Here is a 19,023-nt window from a genome sequence, read left to right on the forward strand (position 1 = left end):
CCCCACTCCCCCGCCTACCTGATGGAACCCCCCGACAGCCGGCTCGAGCGCATCCTGCTATCCGCCGCCGTAACCGCGCGGAGCATCGTGGGAAAGGTGCGCACGGCCGCCGGCGTGTTCGCGCTGGCGGCGGCGGTGTTCTGGGGAGTGCTGTTTTTCCCGTTTCAGCTATCCGGCACCCTCGCCTGGCTCGGCGTGCTCGCGCTGCTGGCGGCGTTTCTGATGCCGGCCGGCATCGTCTACCTCTTTTTCCGGGGCCTGCAAGCGGTAGTGCGGCTGCCCGAGCGCCTGGCTGCGGCCGCTGGTGTCGGGAGGGCTTCCGCCGCGCAGGCATGGCAGGCCGCCGTGAAGGACCAGGAATCTTCCACCGATCAGCGGGCCCTTCGGCTGGTGGGCGCCATCCGCGACCTCCGCGGCCTCGTGTTTAGCAGCAAGGACCTGCTCGTCCAGTACAGCGTCCTTTTTCGGATGGTGAATCCGTTGGTGCTGGTCGTCGTCGGGCTGGCGATGCTCGCCGGCGCCGGCCTGGTGGTTGCGGCCGCGATTAGCTTGGTGATCGTCATCTTCTAGATCGCGTGAGATGACTTGATTGCTGCGAAGTGAGGTATCGAAGCGGGTTGGGCGGTTGAGGGTATCACGGGGATCGGTGTGATAATCGGTTACTTTTTGTGGATCGAGTGCGACATTAAGGGTAGCGTTTAACCTATCGACCCGGTTTGATATGATCGGCTACCCTGTTCGATTCATGATCGTATGTTTGCCGTTCTTAATTGGGATGGCTGGCTGCGACGGTTTTTTCCCCTCTTTATGCAATAATGATTATACAGAGCATGAACTCGAACTCTGGCTTTTCAGTCTGGATGGGACCCAACCCATAAAGCTTAAAAACGAATTCGAGGCTGAGTACGAGTTTCCGCAATCAGATCGGTATAGCTTGGTCGGCGTGTCGGCAGACGCATCGTTTTTGTATTACACGTACGAGGATTATAGCGATACGACCTCATCGCTATTTGCCCGTGACCTACGGTCTGGCTTGAATAACAGAGTAGCGTTCGAGCCTGGCGACCATGCCTTCAGGTTGTCTCCCGATAGAGTCTGGTTCGCCTATCTTCGCGGTGAGAAGGCGTTGTGGGTAGCCCATACGGATGGATCGGAGGCCCGCAAGATCGACGAGGTAACGGAAGGGCAAATGAGTCCGGGCATCTGGCCCAATGATGGCCACATTGCATTTTCACCGGATGGGAAGGGCATATTCCTGGCGTCGTTGTCGGGAGACCGTACGTCACGATTGTCATCGGCCGATTCAATCGATACATTCGATGTCGCTCCTGATCTTAAAACGGTCGCCTACACCCGGCTGGTACGCGGATGGAATGGAAATACCGGGTTCGGCGCATTGGCCTATGTGGAGGATGAAATGGGTGCTGTTTTTGTTGGCGATGGGCGTTCTGGTTTGGATTTCCCAGTCGCATTTGCCGCGGAGGGAGATCGTCTGTTGTATGCCGGCCCGGAATCGTACAGCCTGGTGCTCGTGGACCTCACAGATTCAAATCATAGCCCTATTACGGTGAGCGAAACTACGTCAATAGAGGGACTCGTGGTCGCACCTTCAGGCGATCAATTAGTATACATCGCCGATCAGTTTTTTAATCGGATCATTCTAGCTACGGGCGCAAAAGCCTTGATCCAAGACGCGCAAGCACTGCCGGCGAATGAAGACTCCTTCTGGGATTCCATTAGGACTCGACCCCAAAAATTCGTTTTCGGGCCGAATGAAGGCGAGATCTATGTGCTCATCGATCAGGAGAAGTTCTCGGATGGCTGCGATTGACGACGTCCTATAGATTGCCCTGCACTGGATGAAGAGGCCGTCCGCTCTTTGATCGCCTCTGCGTCCGTGAGTCCGGGACCCGAGCGCACGGTACGCGGGTACTACCGGTCCGAATGAACGATTACCACCCCAAATCCTAGCGTGGAGTATGTCTGGCCACAGTAAATGGTCTAAAATCAAACGCCAGAAGGCGGTGACCGACGGCAAGCGGTCGCAGTCCTGGGCGCGGATCGCGCGCGACATCATGATCGCGGCGCGCGAGGGCGGCGGCGATCCGTCGATGAACGCCCGGCTGGCGCTGGCCGTCGACAAGGCGAAGTCCGATAACATGCCGAAAGACAACGTGGACCGCGCCATCAAGCGCGGCACGGGGGAGATCGCCGGCGCGGACTACGAGGAGATGAGCTACGAGGGCTACGGCCCCTGCGGCGTCGCCATCTTTGTGGATTGTTTGACCGACAATACCAACCGGACCGTGGCGGACGTGCGCCACGTCTTTAACAAATACGGCGGGAGCATGGGGCAGACGGGCTCCGTGGCCTTCCTCTTCCTCCGCAAGGGCTCCATCGAGGTGCCGGCGGAAGGTCTCGATGAAGTGGAGTTGTTCGACCTCGTGGCGGACGCCGGCGGGGAAGACCTCGTGCTTGAGGACGACACGTTCACCATCACCACCCCCCTCGAATCCTTTGGATCCGTCCAGGCCGCCCTCCGCGCGAAAGGCATCGAGCCGTCGGAATCGAACCTCATCCGCGTCCCGACCACCACCGTCTCCGTCGATCCCGACGTCGCCAAAAAACTCGGCACCCTCATCGAGATGCTCGAGGACATGCAGGACGTTCAGGCCGTCACCACGACCCTCAACTTCGACGAAGCCACCATCGAGGCGATGAGCTAGAGGGTTGGCTGGTGGGCAAGTTACAGGTTACAGGTTCTTCAGCCCACGCCAACCTTCCAACCTGCAACCTTCTAACCTGCAACCTTCCAACCTGCAACCTTCCAACCTGCAACCTTCCAACCTGCAACCTTCCAACCTGCAACCTTCCAACCTGCAACCATCTTGCTGATCCTCGGCATCGACCCTGGCTCCCGGTTCACCGGGTACGGCGTGATAGCGATCGAGCGGGGCGCCGAGCGGTTGGTGGAGTACGGGGTATTGAAGCTGGACGGGACGAAGAGCCACGAGTGGCGGCTGAAGCACATCTACGACCGCATCACCGAGGTCATCGAGCGGGCGTTGCCGGACGAGTGCGCGATCGAGATGCCGGTGTACGGCAACAACGCGCAGTCCATGCTGAAGCTCGGTCGTGCCCAGGCGGCGGCGATGCTGGCGGTGCTGAACCGGGAACTACCCGTGGTGCAGTATACCCCGAAGGAGGTGAAGCTCTCGGTGACCGGCAACGGGAACGCCGCCAAGGAGCAGGTGGCGTACATGATCCGCAAGCTGTTGGCCATCGGGGAAGCCGAGAAGCTCGATCTGGACGCGTCCGACGCGCTAGCGGTGGCGTTATGCCACGGCCACAGGAAGAGCAGCCGGCAGGCCGGCGAGCATAAGAACTGGGAGAGTTTTATCCGAAACAACCCGGGCCGCATCGTCAGGTAACAGCGCCGGGTGTGCACGCGTGAAGACCACTACCGATCAGTCGTAGAAAAAGCCGCGTTCTTCGTCTCGTACACGGACGACTTCAGCGACTTCATCCACATCGAGCAGATCGTCGCACATTTTTGAGATCATCTGACCCATCTGCCGATCTTTCTGCGGGGCCTGATTCCACTCGGGATGGGCCTGTTCGACGATGCTGATCAGGATGCGCAGGTATGGATACCGCTGTTCGGGCGTCTCCAGTTTGTTAATCGCTCGGGCGAAGAGCTCAGCATTACGCCCTACTTGTCTGTCCACAATTTTTGTCGGGTACTTCATGAACCGTGAAAACGAAGATGGGAGTGGCCGCGATATAAAGCAAAAGACCGTGCAGAAGCAGTCGCTCGACGTTGGTGGGGTGGGTGATGCGCCTGCCGCCGCCGGGGCGGGTAGAACTTCCCTTTTTATATCGAACCGATTCAATCTAACCAAATGCCTGAGAATAAGAAACGGCCTGATACCCTCATTTTTACGAATTTCCACGAATTCGTTTGAATCTTACGGGGAGTTCCGGTTATCCTCGGGGGGGGTTTTGAGGAACCATGATCGCCATACGGTGCGTATGTAGCGGTCTGAACGAACGCACGAACGATGGCGACAGGAGCAAAATATGGCCTGAGTCCGTACCGCTTGGAGTTACTCCCGAGCGTGCCGGCGTTCCATCGCCGGGCGCGCCGCAAGAAGGAGTTGCTCATGGGCGAGCTGGTGTACTACGGCCCGATGCCGTCGTACTACGGCATCGGCGAGGTCAAGCGCGTCGTGGGCCCCTATGTCGCTGTGGATTTTCGTGGGACGGGCGTTTTCGGCGTGCATGAGGACGTGTTCGAACAGCACTACCTGATTCCAATTCCCCAGGCCACCTTGTCGCTGTTGTAATCCACGCTCGATGCTGGTACGGATTGTTTATGGCCGAATTGCGGATTGAACAGGTGAGTAAGCGATACGGCCAGCTCATGGCCGTAAACGACGTTTCCTTCGAGGCGCACTCGGGTCGCGTGCTTGGCCTCCTGGGGCCCAACGGGGCCGGCAAGACATCCACCATCCGGATGATCGCCTACATCACCGCCCCGGACAGCGGCCGCGTCACCCTGAACGGAAAGCCGGTGGGCGTGTGGAGCCAGGAACGGATGGGGTACCTGCCCGAGGAACGCGGCCTCTACAAAAAGCTGAAAGTGGGCGAGCAACTCGTGTACCTCGCGGAGCTGAAAGGGCTCTCGCGTTCCGAGGCGAATAGGCGCGTGAAGGCGTGGCTGGAGCGGTTCGACGCGGTCGACTGGGCGCTCAAGAAGACCGAAGAGCTGTCCAAGGGCATGCAGCAGAAAATGCAGTTCATCAGTACCGTCGTGCACGAGCCGGAACTGCTGATCCTCGATGAGCCCCTCAGCGGGCTCGACCCGATCAACGCTGGCCTGCTCAACGAGGTCATCCTCGAACTCAAACAGCAGGGCCGGGTCATCCTCTTCGCCTCACATCGGATGGAGCAGGTCGAGCAAATCTGCGACGACATCTGCCTCATTTCCCATGGCGAAATCAAACTAAAGGGTGCCCTGCGCGACGTGAAACAGCGCTTCGGTCGCAATCGCGTCCTGATCGAGTTCGGGGGCGACGGGGCCTTCATCGATACCCTCGAACGTGAACAGGCGATCGACATACGCACCCGCACGGCACATCGTGTGGAGCTGAAGATGCTGCACGGCCATCACCCATCGATCGTCCTCGAACGGGCCATGGCCAGCGGAATCGATATTCACCGCTTCGAACGCCGGGAGCCTTCGATGAATGATATCTTTGTGTCGGTCGTTGAAGGCGGCAACGGCCTCAACGTAGACGACGGCGAGTGGCAGACGGCATGAAAAAGATCTGGATTGTCCTCAAAAGCGAATTCATCCGGCGCGTTCGGTCCGTCTGGTTTATCGTCGGCACCCTGCTGGCGCCGGTGATGCTGATCGCCATGGCGGTGCTGCCGGCCGTGATCGGGCTTGCGGCATCGGACAGCGAGGAGCGGCGAATCGCCGTGCTCGACGAAACCGGCGTGCTCTTCCCGGGGCTCGAAAAATACGGCACGGAAGGCTTCCTCTTCATCGCGTCGAGCGAGCCCGTCGACTCGCTTCGCGAGGCGGTCATGATGGGGGGCTATAACGGCTATATGTGGCTGCCGGCCGGCCTGGTAAACGACGAGGGCGAAGCGGTCTATTACTCCGTCGAAGGCAGCGGGCTCACGGGCGAGATGCGCCTCGAACGCGCGCTCAGCCGGTCGCTGGAGGAGCATCGGCTGGCCGAAAAAAACGTCCCGCAGGAGATCCTGGACATCCTCGACACCAGCATCCCCGTTCGCACCGTGAAGCTGACGGAGCAGGGCGAGGAGGCGGACAGCGCGGCGTTTTATTCGGTCCTGGGCTATATCATGGGCTTCATCATTTATGCGGCGATGTTTATCTATGGCGCCTATGTGATCCAGGGAGTCCTCGAGGAGAAGAGCACCCGCGTGATCGAGGTCATGGTGTCGTCCGTCCGACCGTTTGAGATGCTCATGGGCAAGGTGCTCGGCATCGGGGCCGTGGGGCTGGTGCAGATGATGGCGTGGAGTATTCTGATGCTCGGCGCGACGTTGTTCGCCGGCAGCATCGTCTCGCTCTTCCTTAACCCGGCCGACCTGAACCTCCCGCTCGACGCCAGCCAGGAGCAGATGCTCCAGGCCGCCGAATTCACCATCCCCCAGATCGCACCCCGCGTCTTTATCTGGTTCGTGCTGTTTTTCCTGGGGGGATATTTGCTATACGCCAGCCTCTTCGCCGCCGTCTCGTCGGTCGTCGAACAACAACAGGATGCCCAGGGATTGCTGATGCCCATCTATACGCTCATCATCATCCCGATCATGTTTATCATGTTTTTTGTAGAAAGCCCTAATAGCACCCTGGCCATCACGCTCTCGATGATCCCCTTCTTCTCCCCGATCCTGATGGTCGTCCGTGTTGCCGTCACCGAAGTGCCCTTCTGGCAGGTCGGCCTCTCGTTCCTCCTCCTCATGGGCACCTTCGTTGTTGCCATGTGGGTGAGCGCCCGCATCTACCGGGTGGGGATTCTGATGTACGGTAAAAAGCCGAACCTGAAAGATCTGATTCGGTGGGTGAGGTATGAATAGGGGTTGGCAAGTTGGCAGGTTACAGGTTGGCAGGTTCGTTTGATGGAAATAACCTGCCAACCTGTAACCTGCCAACCTGTAACCGTCCCTCCGGAACCCATCCTCTCCGGATGCCTAGAAGATTGGACAGGCCTATCGATTATTCCCTCCGTCCTTCGCGCCATCGATTCATGCGTATCGCCGCATCCTTCGCTCGGTTCATGGCGGTCTTGCTGGTTGCGTGGATGCTCGCGCCGGCGACCGGGCAGGCGCAGTATTTTCGCTACGGCAAGAACAAGGTGCAGTATGCCGAGCTGACCTGGTCGTACCTCCAGTCCAGGCACTTCGATATCTACTATTACGAGGGCGGGCGAGACCTCGCGGAGTATACGGCCCGGTTCGCCGAGGAGGCCTACGAACACTCCCGCCGGCTCTTCCAGATCGAACTCGGTGGCCGCATCCCCATCATCGTCTACCAGAGTCACAACGACTTCGTGGTGACGAACGCGGTCGATCTCCCCACCTTCTCCGAAGGCATCGCCGGCGTCACGGAGCCCTATAAAAACCGCATCGCGATCCCCTTCGTGGGCGACTATCGCCAGTTTCGCCAGACGCTCCACCACGAGCTCATCCATGCGATGCTGAACGACTATTTCTACGGCGGCTCCCTCCAGTCCATCATCCAGAATAACATCCGGCTCCAGATCCCCCACTGGTTCAACGAAGGCCTGGCCGAGTACGCCTCCGAAGGGTGGAGCTCCGACGCCGACGACTGGCTGCGCGACGCCGTCATCCACGATGCCGTCCCGCCCATAACGTATATCGGAGGCTTTGCGTCCTATCAGGCCGGCCAGGGGGTGTGGGACTACATCGGCGAACAGTACGGCCGCGAACGCATCGCCGAAATCCTCCAGCGCCTTCGCCTCACGCAGTCCGTCGAGGCCAGCTTCAAACGCGCCACCGGCCTCTCGCTCGAGGAGCTGTCCGACCGCTGGCGCCGCGCCCTCAAAGAGGTCTATTTCCCCGAAGTAGCCGCCCGCGAGGACGTGAACGACTTCGCGCGGCCGATCGTCACCACGGCCAACGGGGGCTTCTACAACACGAGCCCGTCCCTCTCGCCCCTCGGCGATCGGCTGGCGTTCATCACCACCCGAAACGGGCTGTTCGATGTCTACATCGCCGACGCCGTCGATGGAAAGATCCAGAAAAAACTGGTCGATGGGCAGACCAGCGCCGAGTTCGAGAGCCTGCGCATCCTCACGCCCGGCATATCCTGGAGCCCCGACGGTCAGCAGATCGCCCTCGCCGTCAAAAGCGGGGCGTCCGATGCGATAGCGGTGATCGATGTCGATACCCGCGATGTCGTCCACTACCGAATCCCGGGCGTCGACCAGATCGTGTCCGTCGCATGGAGCCCGGTCGCCCCTCAGATCGCCTTTGAGGCGTCCGTGGATGCGCAGAGCGATATTTTTGTGCTGGATCTCGACTCACGGGAGACGATCAACTATACCGACGATGTCTTCAGCGACCACGAGCCGGCCTGGAGCCCGGATGGGCGGGCCCTCGTCTTCCACAGCGACCGCAGTTCCTACACCCGGCTCGGGCGGTTTCGCGCCGGCGAGTTCGCCATGCACGAGCACGACTTCGGGCAATACGAAATCTACCGTCTCGCCCTCGGGGCCGAAGAGGCCGAGCGCCTCACCTTCAGCGAGTTGTTCGACGAGCGCAGCGCCCGCTACGGCGCGGACTCGACCCGCGTGTTGTTTATCTCCGACCGGAACGGGATTTTTAACCTGTACGAAAAAAACTTCGACCATGGGCTCGTCCGCCCGCTCACCAACGCGCTCAGCGGCATCACACAGATATCGCTCTCGGCCGACGGCAGCACCGCCGCGCTCATGAGCCTCGTCAATGGCCGGCCAGAGCTGTTTGTCCTCAACAACCCGTTCGACCGGGTCCTCCCCGAGGGGACCCTCGCGCCCAACGTCTGGGCCCAGCGCGTCGTCCAGGAGACCCTCTCGCCGGCGCCGGCCATCGTCCTCGCCTCCCCGAGCCTCCTCCAGGCCAACCCCTTCCTCCGGGACGCCACCGATGGCACGGCCTTCACACGCGCCACGTCCCGCACTGAGGAATTCCTCGCCTCCCGCCTCCTCATGCTCACCCGGCAGGACCCCGACGCGGAGGGGGACAGCCCCTTCTCCCGCGACGCCGAGTGGGACAGCTCCCGTTACGGGAATGTGCGTGTCGACCTGCGCGACTACATCTTCTCCAGCGCCGCCGAGGACCCGGATGCCGAAGAGCTAGATTTCCTCATCAACCCGTTTACGCCTCGTGGCAATATCGACGCGGATGGTCGCTACCTGCCGCGACGCTATAAGCTGAAGTTTTCGCCGGACCTCGTCTACGGCGCGGCCGGTTACGACGCACTCTTCGGCGTCCAGGGCATCACCCAGATCATCTTCAGCGATATGCTGGGCAACCACCGCGTGCTGGTCGCCTCCAACCTGCTGATCGATCTGCGGAACTCGGACTACATGATGTCCTACGTCTACCTTCCGGAGCGGGTCGACTGGGGCGTGTCCGGCTTCCACGTCTCGCGCCTGCTGCCGGATTTCAGCCGGCGCACCATCTATCGGTACCGCCAGTTCGGCGGAAGCCTCACCGCGACGTACCCGTTCGACAAATTCCGACGGATCGACGCCGAGTTGTCGGTCGTGGGCGTCAGCCAGTCCGACATCGTCGAGCCGTCCACGCCGGCCCTCGCACGGTCGTTGCTCCACCCCTCGATCACCTTCACACGGGATGTGACCACGCCGGGGCCCCTCGCCCCGATCGAAGGAACCCGTTTCTCCGCCTCGCTCGCCGGCAGCCCCTTTGGCCTTTCGGGCGGGACGGTGCGGTTTGCGACGCTACTGGCAGACGCCCGCGCCTACGCGTCGATCGGGCGGTCGCCCTACACCTTCGCGATGCGCCTCTCCGGAGGCGCGTCCGTCGGGCCTACCCAACAGCTATTTTACACGGCCGGTCTGCAAAACTGGATCAACCGCCGGTTCGATGAGGAGAACGGTTTCCCGATAGAGGACATCTCGGATTTTGTGCTCGCTACCCCCGTCATGCCGCTCCGCGGCTATCGGATCAATGCCCTCAACGGCACCAATTTCGGCCTCTTCAACGCCGAGTTCCGTTTCCCCCTCATCGCCGCCATCCTCCCAGGACCCCTGCCCCTGGTGCCGCTCTACAACATCCAGGGTGTCGCGTTTTTCGACGCCGGCACCGTCTGGGGCGGCCGTGGGTTCGACAACCCGTTCCACCTGTTCACCGTCGACGACTTCGGCCGGCGCGTCTTCGACGACTTCGCCCTGAGCGCCGGCGTGGGCCTTCGCACGATCCTCCTCGGTTATCCCCTCCGGTTCGATTTCGCCTGGCCCTACGACGGCCGCCGCTTCGAGCGACAGACGACCAGCTTCTCCATCGGCTTCGACTTTTAAGCCCCTCGCTCCCGCGCCGATACTCTGGCTAGCCCCGTACCCCATCCATCCAAGCCAGGGCCCCCCATGCCGAAGAACTCCGAGCACGCGACGCCCGATGTCGCGTCGTTGCAGGAGGACGTGATGCTCGCCAGCCGTTTTCGTGATCCGGAGCACCGTCTGCTGTTTGCCCGCGCCTACCTGTTTCCCAACCGTATCGAATTTTCAGGGATCACCCTGAGTGGCGTCTATCGCAAGATGCTGCTCCTCGAAAACGTGGAGCAGGTCGAGTGGCGCACCGGCCAGATCCGCGCGGTGAACCTCATCCTGAGCCTGCGCGACGGCAGCACCTATAAATTCTGGGTGAGCACCGCCGGACTCTGGAAATACCTCATCGACGCCAACATGCGAACCCTTTCGCGGCAGCTCACCGCGGGCCCCATGGCGCTCGCCTGAGGCCGCCGGTGTGGAACACGTGCCGGCCAGCAGGATTCAATGGGCCCCGAGCATTTCATTGAATCCGAACGACCGCCGTGCAGACCACTATCAAGCAAGTCGACCCTGACGAATTAAATCCTGTCGAATTTGAACTCGTCATCGATGCGACGGCCCTGGAACTCGCCCCCCACGTGGATAACGAGCTCCGCAAGCAGCGCCATCGCGTACAGGTGAAGGGCTTCCGCCCCGGTAAGGTGCCCATTTCGATGCTCAAAAAGCTCTATGGCGAGTCGCTCGTCATGGGGGTGGTCGAGAAGTTCATCCAGGATGCCTTCCAGGACGAGGTCGTGGAGCCCGGCGCCCACACGGTGATCGGTTCCCCCGAGCTGACGACGCTCGAGTATGAACTCGATAACGATCTGCATGCCGTGTTGCACTTCGGCGTACGCCCCGAGATTACGCTCGCGGACCTCTCCGGCGAGCGCATCCTGAAGCTGAAACACACGTTCAAGGACGAGGAGGTTGAAACCCGCGTCAAAGCCCTCCGCCTCGAACATGCCGAGCTCGACGAGCCTTCGGAAGAGCGCTCCATCGAAGCGGGCGATTATGTGGTGATCGATATGCAGCCGCTCGACCGGGCCACCGGCCTGCCGGTCGTCGGCTCCCGCGATGAGGATTTGTCGTTTTACCTGGATGACGAGCGGTTGCGCGAGCCGCTTCGTGAGGCGCTGCTGGGCCAGAAGGCTGGCGCGAACTTCCGGGTCGAATTGCCCGCCGATGGTGAGGATGCGGATGAGCATGAGGAGCAGGCGCAGCCGCTGCTCGTCGGCCCCTCGGGCGAAGACCTCGGCGCCCAAAAGACCGATCCGTTTCAGGTTACGGTAAAGTCCGTCCAGCGGCGAAATCTGCCGGAACTCGACGAGACGTTTATCAAGAAAGCCTCGAATGAACAGGCGGCTACCGAAAGCGAACTCCGCGCCCAGATCGAAAAGCAGATCGCGACGATGTGGGAGCGCCAGTCCCGCGAGCTGCTCGAAGGCGAGATCGTCCTGCGGATGCTCGAACTACACGATATCCCCGTACCGTCATCCGCCGTCGACATCTTCATCGCCTCGTACCTGGAGGACCTGAAGCGCCGCAACGAAGGCCGGCTGCCGGATGGGCTCGACACCGATCGGTTCGTGGAAGCGAGCCGTCCGGAGGCGACCCGCCAGGCCCGCTGGATGCTGCTCCGCGAGGAGGTCATCGAACAGGAGAAGCTGGAGGTGACCGATGAGGACATGACCGCCCACTACGTGGAGATGGCCGGCGGCGACGAAGCCCTCGCCGTCAGCTTCCGGAAGTACTACAAGGCGGCCGGCATGGACAAAAACCTCGACCAGCAGCTGATCAGCAAGAAAGTGATCGACGTCCTCGCCTCGCGCTTCATCATCGAGGAACTGGAGGCGGATGCCTACGGTGAAGCGCTGAAAGCCCGTGACGCGAACAAAAAAGAAGAAGCCTCCTGAGCGCGGACGGCACGGATGCACGGGATCAGCGGAATTTATCTGGCTGGACCTTAGAACGGAGTTTCGCGACGGGCGTATGGATTCAGAAGGCCCGATGCCGCACGCAAAAATGCCGGCGCCGCTTTGAAATGCCTTAAAAATGGACGATGCCTTAAATGGACGATGTATGTTCAGGGCGTTCGATGAAGACGTACGGTTGTCGTACCTCCCGTGTCGGGCGTAGTGGACGTGAGCCATTTCCCTTCAACCGCAGTTTCAACCGCTGTTTGAAAGCGCAGTACCTCACATGGTAGAAGATTTTCTCAAATTCACGAAGAGCCTTACCCTTCCCGGCGAGATCTATAGCGGCCCCTTCCGCGATCAGCCGATCAGCGGGCTCGTTCCAATGGTCGTCGAGCAAACGTCGCGCGGCGAACGCGCCTACGACATCTTCAGCCGGCTGATGAAGGACCGGATCGTCCTCCTGGGTACTCCGATCAACGATCAGATCGCCAACCTGGCCGTAGCCCAGCTGCTGTACCTCGCCAGCGAAGATCCCGATCGGGACATCAACATGTACGTGAACTCGCCCGGCGGCGTCGTCTACAGCGGCCTGGCGATCTACGACACCATGCAGTTCGTCAACTGCCACGTCGCCACGATCTGCGTGGGCCTAGCCGCGTCGATGGGCTCCGTGTTGCTGGCCGCCGGCTCCAAAGGCCGCCGCGCTGCCCTGCCGAACTCGCGCATCATGCTCCACCAGCCTTCCGGCGGTAGCCAGGGCACCGCGGCCGATATCGAGATCCAGGCCCGCGAAATCCTTTGGCTCAAGCAGCGCCTCTACGAAATCCTCGCCGAACACACCGGCAAGACGGTCGACCAGCTCAAGGAAGACTCCGAGCGCGACTACTGGCTCAGCGCCCACGACGCGAAGACCTATGGCCTCATCGACAACGTCCTCGAAGCCAGCAAGACGAAGGGGATGAGCAGTAAGAATGGGAAAGAATAAGGTAAAAGGAAAAAGGTAAAAGGAAAAACAGGAAGGGTAAAAGGAAAAAGGTAAAAGGTAAAAGGCAAAAGGTAAAAGGTAAAAGGCAGCGTGGCGCTCGATACGGCGACCATTTTTCCTTTTTCCTTTTTCCTTTTTCATTTTGCCTTTTGCCTTTTCGACTGGTCCAGCGTCACGGCACCCACGATGATGGCGCCGATGATGATTTCCTGGACAAAGTTCGGGACGCCGAGCATGTTGCAGCCGTTTCGCAATACGGCCATGATGAGCGCCCCGATGACCGATCCGACGGCGCTGCCCTCCCCTCCGTTTAATGACCCCCCGCCGATGACGACGGCCGCGATGATGTCCAGCTCCAACCCGACGGCCGAGGTCGGGTCGCCGACGGTCAGGTAGCTGTATTGCAGCACGCCGGCAATGCCCGTGAACAGGCCGCATAGGGTGTAAACGGCCACCTTGTACCGGTCAACCGCAATCCCGCACAACCGGGCCGTCTGCTCGTTGGAGCCGATGGCGAATACGTAGCGGCCAAGGAGGGTTTTATTGAGCGCGAGGGTGCACACGACGAGCGCGATTAGCCCGATCCAGATGCCGGGCGCGAACACCAGCCACGAAGGATCGGGGTCGATCACCATCAGCCCGTTGAGTGCGTTCGCCGGCGTCGTCACCGTCTGCTCCCGCCCCACCCACTTGGCCACGCCCCGCGCGATCTGCATGGACCCGAGGGTGACGATAAACGGCACGATGCGAAAACGGGTGATAAACACCCCGTTTAACAAGCCCACGGCTCCGCACGCCAGCAGTCCACCACCTACGGCTACCAGTATCGACCCGGCCCCCGGCGCCTCGCCGCCGGCATTCACCAGGAGCGCCACCACAACCGTCGATAACGCGATCTGCGAGCCGACACTCAGGTCGATCCCCCGCGAAACGATCACGAACGTCATCCCCAGCGCCGCGATGCCAACGATGACGCTCTGCGTGAGGATCGTCTTAATATTATAGAACGAGGTGAAGGCCGACGGGCTGAGGACGGCGAACAGGATACAGACAAAAGCCAGGCCGGCAAACGGCCCGAAGGCGGACAGCAGTCGATTCATCGGTTATCGGACGGCGACGGCGCTCGATCGGTTGGGTGCGAATGCGCGTAGCATACGACGCCGGAAAATGAGAAACATCCGCTACCGCTTCGCCTACAGGGCGTCCGAGAAGGTCGACTTGATGAGCAATTGGATCGCCATGAGCTCATCATCGGCCATGTACATAAATGCCGATGTGGGCATGATGGGTTGGAGCTGACGTCCATCGATCGTTTTGCCCGTGCGCATCGCCACGGCGAATGCCTCGAAAGGCCACGCGCCGGAAGCAGCCAGGGAAGGGGGAGGCGGCGTGCCGGGCTCTGTCACGGGCCCACCGTTCAGATCGTCCGAATGGCAATAGATACAGGTGATGGAACTGAGGTAGTTGCCGTATTCAGCCGTCGGACCGGGTGGTGGGCCGGCGCGCGGTCGGGTGACGTATGCACCTCCATCGCCACATCCATGGCCCCCGAGCCTAGCAGTACTCTGCCCAGGGGACGAATTTCGCGCGGGGGCAGGACGTTGTCTACCGGAGGGAGCGATTGGAGATAAGCGATCAGCGATGCCGCGTCCGTATCCGTCAGATTGTGGAACGTCCGCGCCGGCATGATGAGCAACGAAGTGCCGTCCGGCCGAACGCCGTAGCGGATGGCCCGGTCCCAGTCCTCGACCCCGTAGCGCCCTCCTACGCCGCCTTCTCCGGATGTGAGGTTCGGAGCGACCATCAGAAAGGGCGGGGCGTCGGCGAAGACTCTTCCTTCAAACGAAGCCCCATGGCAATCCCGACAGGCATTGATTTCTGAAAGATGTTTTCCAAGAGCCAGCGCGGCCGAATCCGCCGCCACCTCCTCCAGCACCCCGGTGACTTCGTAGGTGGATGTTATTTTTGATGCGCCGTTCACCATCCTGATGGTGCCGGCGGCGATGAACAGAACCAGGATGGCCCCGAGGCCAAGACCAACCCCCTTTGAGAATCTATTTCATGGCGACAACTAGCGGATAATAGGTGGATAAACCCTCAAATCAACACCAAAAGGCCACTGTAGCGCAAAATATCATGCTGCTATAGGATAAGTGCACGTCTCGAAGGGTTTCTCTCCTAAGGGGGGTTCGATCATCCTCCGTGTCCTCGCTAGTAAGCCGGGCAACGCGTCCTCACCCACGCCCATGCTCTTGCGGCCGTCAGGGCGCCCCCCGATCCCGCTGGACCTGTCGAATGAGGCTCAGCGCGAGGCCTCCGATCATGGCGACGCCGGCGAGCAGGGCGCCCCAGAGTAAGACGGTTTTCCAGTCGATCGCGATCGGCGTTCGCAACCGGCTCTCGCCGCCCAGCGCCGTCACCACGCCGAGGCGGGCCATCACGGCGTCTTCGCCATCGGTCAGGCGGCCGAGGTCCTCGGCGGCGAACTCCGCGGGTGCGACTTCGCCGTTTCCGAAGGCCAGGGTATACGGCGGCTCCCCACGCGCGAGGAATAACACCCGCGCCGGCGTCCATCCCAGCGACACGATGGGCAGAAGCGCCGCGTCGTCCTCCGCGCCCTGGCCGGCGAAGATGCGCCAGTACCGGTTGTTCGTGAGGCGGATTGGGATCTCGGGGGATTCGAGGGTCTGGCCCTCCACCTCGATCCTATAGGCGGTGCCGGAGTAGTGCCGGCGCCAGGGGCCGGCGGCGTCACTGGCGGATTCGATGCGGATTCGCGCGAGGGTATTCGGACGTGCGAAGGTGACCCGGATGCGGTCGACCGGGTGCACCCCCTCTGCCACGGCGTCGAAGACGCCGCGTTCCGTCCGGCGGGCGTCCAGGGTCAACCACCGGCGCTCCGCCTCGATCTCACCCATCGCAAGCGTCGCCGTCACCCGGCTGATGGGCGGCAGAGGCTCGCGAAATCGGATGCGATAATACCGTGCGGACTGCGCCGGCAGCTTGATCTCGTCGCGCACGAGCACACTGCCCATCCGACGCAGCTGCGCCACCGTGGCTGGCGCCCCCCATGGGAGCCAGCGGTTCAGGTCGTCGCTCGTCTCCAGCGTGGCCTCGCCCAGGAAGTCCGCCGTCTCTTCGTCCCACGCGATGGCGATCCCATCCACCAGACCCTCGAGCGCGCTCGCGTCCACGACGTAGGCCGCTACTTCGGGTGTGGCCGTTGCGGGTCCCTGCCCATCCACCCGAACCAGCGTGCCGGAAGGCGTCCGGCGCACTTCCACCCGCACGTCGCCCTCGCCGGCCCGCGGCGACGCATACAGCGGGAAAAAGGGCAAGGCGATGCGGTCGGGCGGTGACTCGTCCTCGACACCCTGCCGGTCGATTGCGTAAGGAAGCGGCTCTCCTTCGTGGTTAAAAAGGCGGAGATCCCCTAGGTCGGCCCGGGTGGCGATGCGGTACACGGTGTCCGGCAGGACAAATCGTTGCACGGGGTTGCCGCCGACGGTATCCACGGAGACGCCGTAAGCGAACCGATCGGGCGTGAGCGCCTGGCCGGCCGCCGGCTGCGCGACGGCGGCGATCAAGCCCACAAAGGCCAGACAGGTGAACGAGCGGAATCGGGTCATTGGAGCGAATCGGATGGTGTATCGGGACGATCGTTTTCGGCCGGTTCGTCGCGCGCGGGGGGCACGGGCGCAACGTATCCGATGATCAACAGCAACACGCCGACGACCATGAAGGAGATTACTTTCATCACCATGTTCAACGAGGAAAGGTCGACCGCGAATAACTTGACCACGACGGCGCCCAGCAGGCCGGCGCTGGCGAACCACACGGACCTGTTCCGCACGCGGTGTCCCCAGGCCATCGCCGCGACGGCCAGGAGCGTCCAGCAGATGGATAGAGTTGTCTGGAACAGGCCGGACCGCATTAACGAATCCAGGTCGTACGGTACGCCGGCCCAGAAATGCACGGTCCGTGCGATCGTTGCGTTCAGCCATAGGAATACGGTGGCAGCCAGCACCCAGATCAGGGCCGTTCGCACGGTCGAACCCTCGAGCAGTGGCGTCTCCGTGCGGGCGGACCGGAACCAGAAGACGGCCGTGAGCGCTGCCAAGCCGAGTACGATGTCGAGCGGATTCAAGAGCGGGGCGTACGGCAGCGGCGTGGCTGCCGCCGCGCTGCCGAGGCTATACAACGATCCGATCCACAGCCCGGTCAGCGGGAGGGCGAGGACGAGCGTGGTGTAGAGCCGGCGATGCGCCGCCACGGGCCACAGGCCGGCGCGGCCACCCTGGATGGCCGCCAGGCTGAAGCCGAGGGTCGGCAGCAGGAGGCCGAGCATTGTCCAGGCGGAAGAGCTGGAACCCGAAAGGTCCTCCATCCACTCTGCCCCGGACCACGTGGTGACCACCAGGAGGAGCCAGAACGTGCCGGCGTGGTAGATGGCCCGGAGGTGACGCTGAAGGCCGGCGTCGGTGCGGTTGAGGACGTAGTAAAGGATCGCGAAGGCAGCGATCCACGCCATCCATCCGTAACCCGCCAGCGGGTGTTGATTAAAGAGGATCGGCAGGAGCAGCGCGTAATAGATGGGCAACGGAAAGAGCGCTGCGTGACGGAGCCCGGCCCACTTCAACCCGTCGCCGGCGACAAACAGCGCCCCGGACGCAAGCGCCATGTAGAGGACAAACGCATCCAGCTCGGTCTTCCCGCTCGCGAGCCGGCCGATCTCGAAAAAGCCCAGGCCGGCCAGCCATGCGACGCCAATAAACAGGAAGATCGGCTCGACCACCTGCTCCCACGCAAACAACCGGTCGCGGTGGCGCTGGAGATGGAAGGCCGAGAAAAAGGCGGAAAGGCTGAGGCTGACGATCCCGATCGTCATCGGGTTCACGAGCATCCGAAGGGCCGTGCGGTCTTCGTATCCGAGGGTGTCGAGCGCCTCAAACAGGAAAAAGCCGGCGGCGATCTGGAGCAGGGCCCCGAAGAGGCGGAGGCGGAGTTGCTCTTGACGGCACCCAAGCCAGACGAGCGCGGCACCCTCGAGCGCCCAGCCGGCGCCGGCCCACGAGGCGTCCAGCGCAAACGGGATCGTCATGGTCAGCAAGCCGAGGGCGATCGCGGCGAAGGACTCGACCATCAGCCGCAGCAGCTCGGGTGCGCGCTGGTACACCATCCATGCGGCCACGGCGTAAAATGCGCCGAGCGCGAGTGAACTCCACGCCAGGCCGTAGGAGAACGTTTGCACCAGGCCGGCCTGCAGCGTAAACGCCACGACGGGCAGCGCGAACACGAGCGTGCCGTCAATGGGTTTTTCGCCGGCACGCCGCTGCCGCGTCGCGTACAGGATGGAGAGGCCGAAGTAGCAGACGAAAAAGAAGACGAGGAACGGCTCGGTGGATCCGAATAATTCCGGCCGGTAACTCATCCCTCCCCAGGCCGCGCCAATCCCAAACGTGCTGTAAAAACCGACCCGGTTGAGCCAGCGCCACGGCTTGAACCACGCGATGACCAGGAGGCCGACATTCAGCACGGCGTAAAACCCGAAGAGCATCACGTGGTCGCCCGAACCCGTTGAGGCCAGCACGGGGGCAAAAAAACCGCCCAGGAATCCGATCACGGCCATCCCCTCCGAGTCCTCGAGGACGGCAATGGCCGCCCCCAGCAGCGCCGTGGCCAGCAGTAGGAAAAACGCGGCCCCGGGGGGGATGAGGGTGTAGACCTTGAAGGCTGTAAAGATAGTTAGATAAAGCACCGCCAGGCCGCCGCCCTGAAGCGAGAGTCCGTACCCGCGGCGAGCCCCTTTGAACCGCCAGCCGGCCCCGATGAGGCCGATGCCCACCGCCGCCACCGCCGTCAGTCGGAGCTCGATGGGGAAGATATCGTTGTCGATCGCCAGCTTGACGAGAAACGACAGCGCAAAAAACAGGACGACGACGCCCGAACGGACGATGACGTTGCCACCGAACAGGAAGCGGCGCGCCGCGGCGATGGCCTCGTCGACGACGGAAGGCGTACGCACCCGGGG

Annotated in this window: 17 protein-coding genes; 11 read left to right on the forward strand and 6 right to left on the reverse strand. The window is 61.9% G+C overall.

What is annotated here, in order from left to right:
* From SH809_19250 to ruvC, 4 genes are all read left to right on the forward strand, one after another.
* A partial coding sequence (locus SH809_19250) for a hypothetical protein (protein MDZ4701856.1) occupies nucleotides 1–570 on the forward strand: 570 nt, incomplete at its 5' end.
* Nucleotides 571–721: 151 nt separating this feature from the next.
* Nucleotides 722–1,831: a hypothetical protein gene (locus SH809_19255; protein MDZ4701857.1), complete on the forward strand. Its 1,110-nt coding sequence runs from the start codon at nucleotides 722–724 to the stop codon at nucleotides 1,829–1,831.
* Between the two features lie 148 nt (nucleotides 1,832–1,979).
* Nucleotides 1,980–2,726, forward strand: a complete 747-nt coding sequence (locus SH809_19260; protein ID MDZ4701858.1) for a YebC/PmpR family DNA-binding transcriptional regulator — start codon at nucleotides 1,980–1,982, stop codon at nucleotides 2,724–2,726.
* A 162-nt stretch (nucleotides 2,727–2,888) separates the two neighbouring features.
* Entirely contained in the window at nucleotides 2,889–3,431 is a 543-nt protein-coding gene (ruvC, locus tag SH809_19265; GenBank protein MDZ4701859.1) for a crossover junction endodeoxyribonuclease RuvC, read from the forward strand.
* Between the two features lie 36 nt (nucleotides 3,432–3,467).
* Here ruvC and SH809_19270 read toward each other — a convergent pair whose 3' ends face one another.
* A complete protein-coding gene (locus SH809_19270; GenBank protein ID MDZ4701860.1) occupies nucleotides 3,468–3,749 on the reverse strand; it encodes a DUF4290 domain-containing protein in 282 nt (93 codons plus the stop codon).
* A gap of 312 nt (nucleotides 3,750–4,061) precedes the next feature.
* Here SH809_19270 and SH809_19275 point away from each other — a divergent pair, with 312 nt between their 5' ends.
* From SH809_19275 to SH809_19305, 7 genes are all read left to right on the forward strand, one after another.
* Nucleotides 4,062–4,346 (forward strand): hypothetical protein, encoded by a 285-nt coding sequence (locus SH809_19275; GenBank protein ID MDZ4701861.1) that lies wholly within the window; start codon nucleotides 4,062–4,064, stop codon nucleotides 4,344–4,346.
* Between the two features lie 29 nt (nucleotides 4,347–4,375).
* A complete protein-coding gene (locus tag SH809_19280) occupies nucleotides 4,376–5,323 on the forward strand; it encodes an ATP-binding cassette domain-containing protein (GenBank protein ID MDZ4701862.1) in 948 nt (315 codons plus the stop codon).
* Nucleotides 5,320–6,612 (forward strand): ABC transporter permease, encoded by a 1,293-nt coding sequence (locus tag SH809_19285; protein ID MDZ4701863.1) that lies wholly within the window; start codon nucleotides 5,320–5,322, stop codon nucleotides 6,610–6,612. Before SH809_19280 ends, SH809_19285 begins: the two co-directional genes overlap by 4 nt.
* Nucleotides 6,613–6,782: 170 nt before the next feature.
* Nucleotides 6,783–10,079, forward strand: coding sequence for a BamA/TamA family outer membrane protein (locus tag SH809_19290; GenBank protein ID MDZ4701864.1), 3,297 nt, complete (start codon nucleotides 6,783–6,785; stop codon nucleotides 10,077–10,079).
* 66 nt (nucleotides 10,080–10,145) lie between these two features.
* Nucleotides 10,146–10,514, forward strand: coding sequence for a hypothetical protein (locus SH809_19295; GenBank protein MDZ4701865.1), 369 nt, complete (start codon nucleotides 10,146–10,148; stop codon nucleotides 10,512–10,514).
* A gap of 77 nt (nucleotides 10,515–10,591) precedes the next feature.
* A complete protein-coding gene (gene tig, locus SH809_19300; protein MDZ4701866.1) occupies nucleotides 10,592–12,004 on the forward strand; it encodes a trigger factor in 1,413 nt (470 codons plus the stop codon).
* A gap of 286 nt (nucleotides 12,005–12,290) precedes the next feature.
* A complete protein-coding gene (locus tag SH809_19305) occupies nucleotides 12,291–12,992 on the forward strand; it encodes an ATP-dependent Clp protease proteolytic subunit (GenBank protein ID MDZ4701867.1) in 702 nt (233 codons plus the stop codon).
* Between the two features lie 137 nt (nucleotides 12,993–13,129).
* On the opposite strand, the gene SH809_19310 is transcribed toward SH809_19305, so the two are convergent.
* The 5 genes from SH809_19310 to SH809_19330 all read right to left on the reverse strand — a co-directional run.
* On the reverse strand, nucleotides 13,130–14,092 hold the full coding sequence (locus SH809_19310; protein MDZ4701868.1) for an ABC transporter permease: 963 nt from the start codon (nucleotides 14,090–14,092) through the stop codon (nucleotides 13,130–13,132).
* A gap of 93 nt (nucleotides 14,093–14,185) precedes the next feature.
* Nucleotides 14,186–14,398 (reverse strand): hypothetical protein, encoded by a 213-nt coding sequence (locus tag SH809_19315; GenBank protein ID MDZ4701869.1) that lies wholly within the window; start codon nucleotides 14,396–14,398, stop codon nucleotides 14,186–14,188.
* Between the two features lie 11 nt (nucleotides 14,399–14,409).
* On the reverse strand, nucleotides 14,410–14,976 hold the full coding sequence (locus SH809_19320; GenBank protein MDZ4701870.1) for a c-type cytochrome: 567 nt from the start codon (nucleotides 14,974–14,976) through the stop codon (nucleotides 14,410–14,412).
* Between the two features lie 277 nt (nucleotides 14,977–15,253).
* On the reverse strand, nucleotides 15,254–16,621 hold the full coding sequence (locus SH809_19325; protein ID MDZ4701871.1) for a DUF3999 domain-containing protein: 1,368 nt from the start codon (nucleotides 16,619–16,621) through the stop codon (nucleotides 15,254–15,256).
* Nucleotides 16,618–19,023, reverse strand: a 2,406-nt coding sequence (locus tag SH809_19330) for a DUF2339 domain-containing protein (protein MDZ4701872.1), incomplete at its 5' end; no start/stop codon positions are given. The genes SH809_19330 and SH809_19325, both read right to left, overlap by 4 nt.

This window comes from Rhodothermales bacterium, from assembly GCA_034439735.1.
In the GTDB taxonomy this organism is placed as follows: Bacteria; Bacteroidota; Rhodothermia; order Rhodothermales; family JAHQVL01; genus JAWKNW01.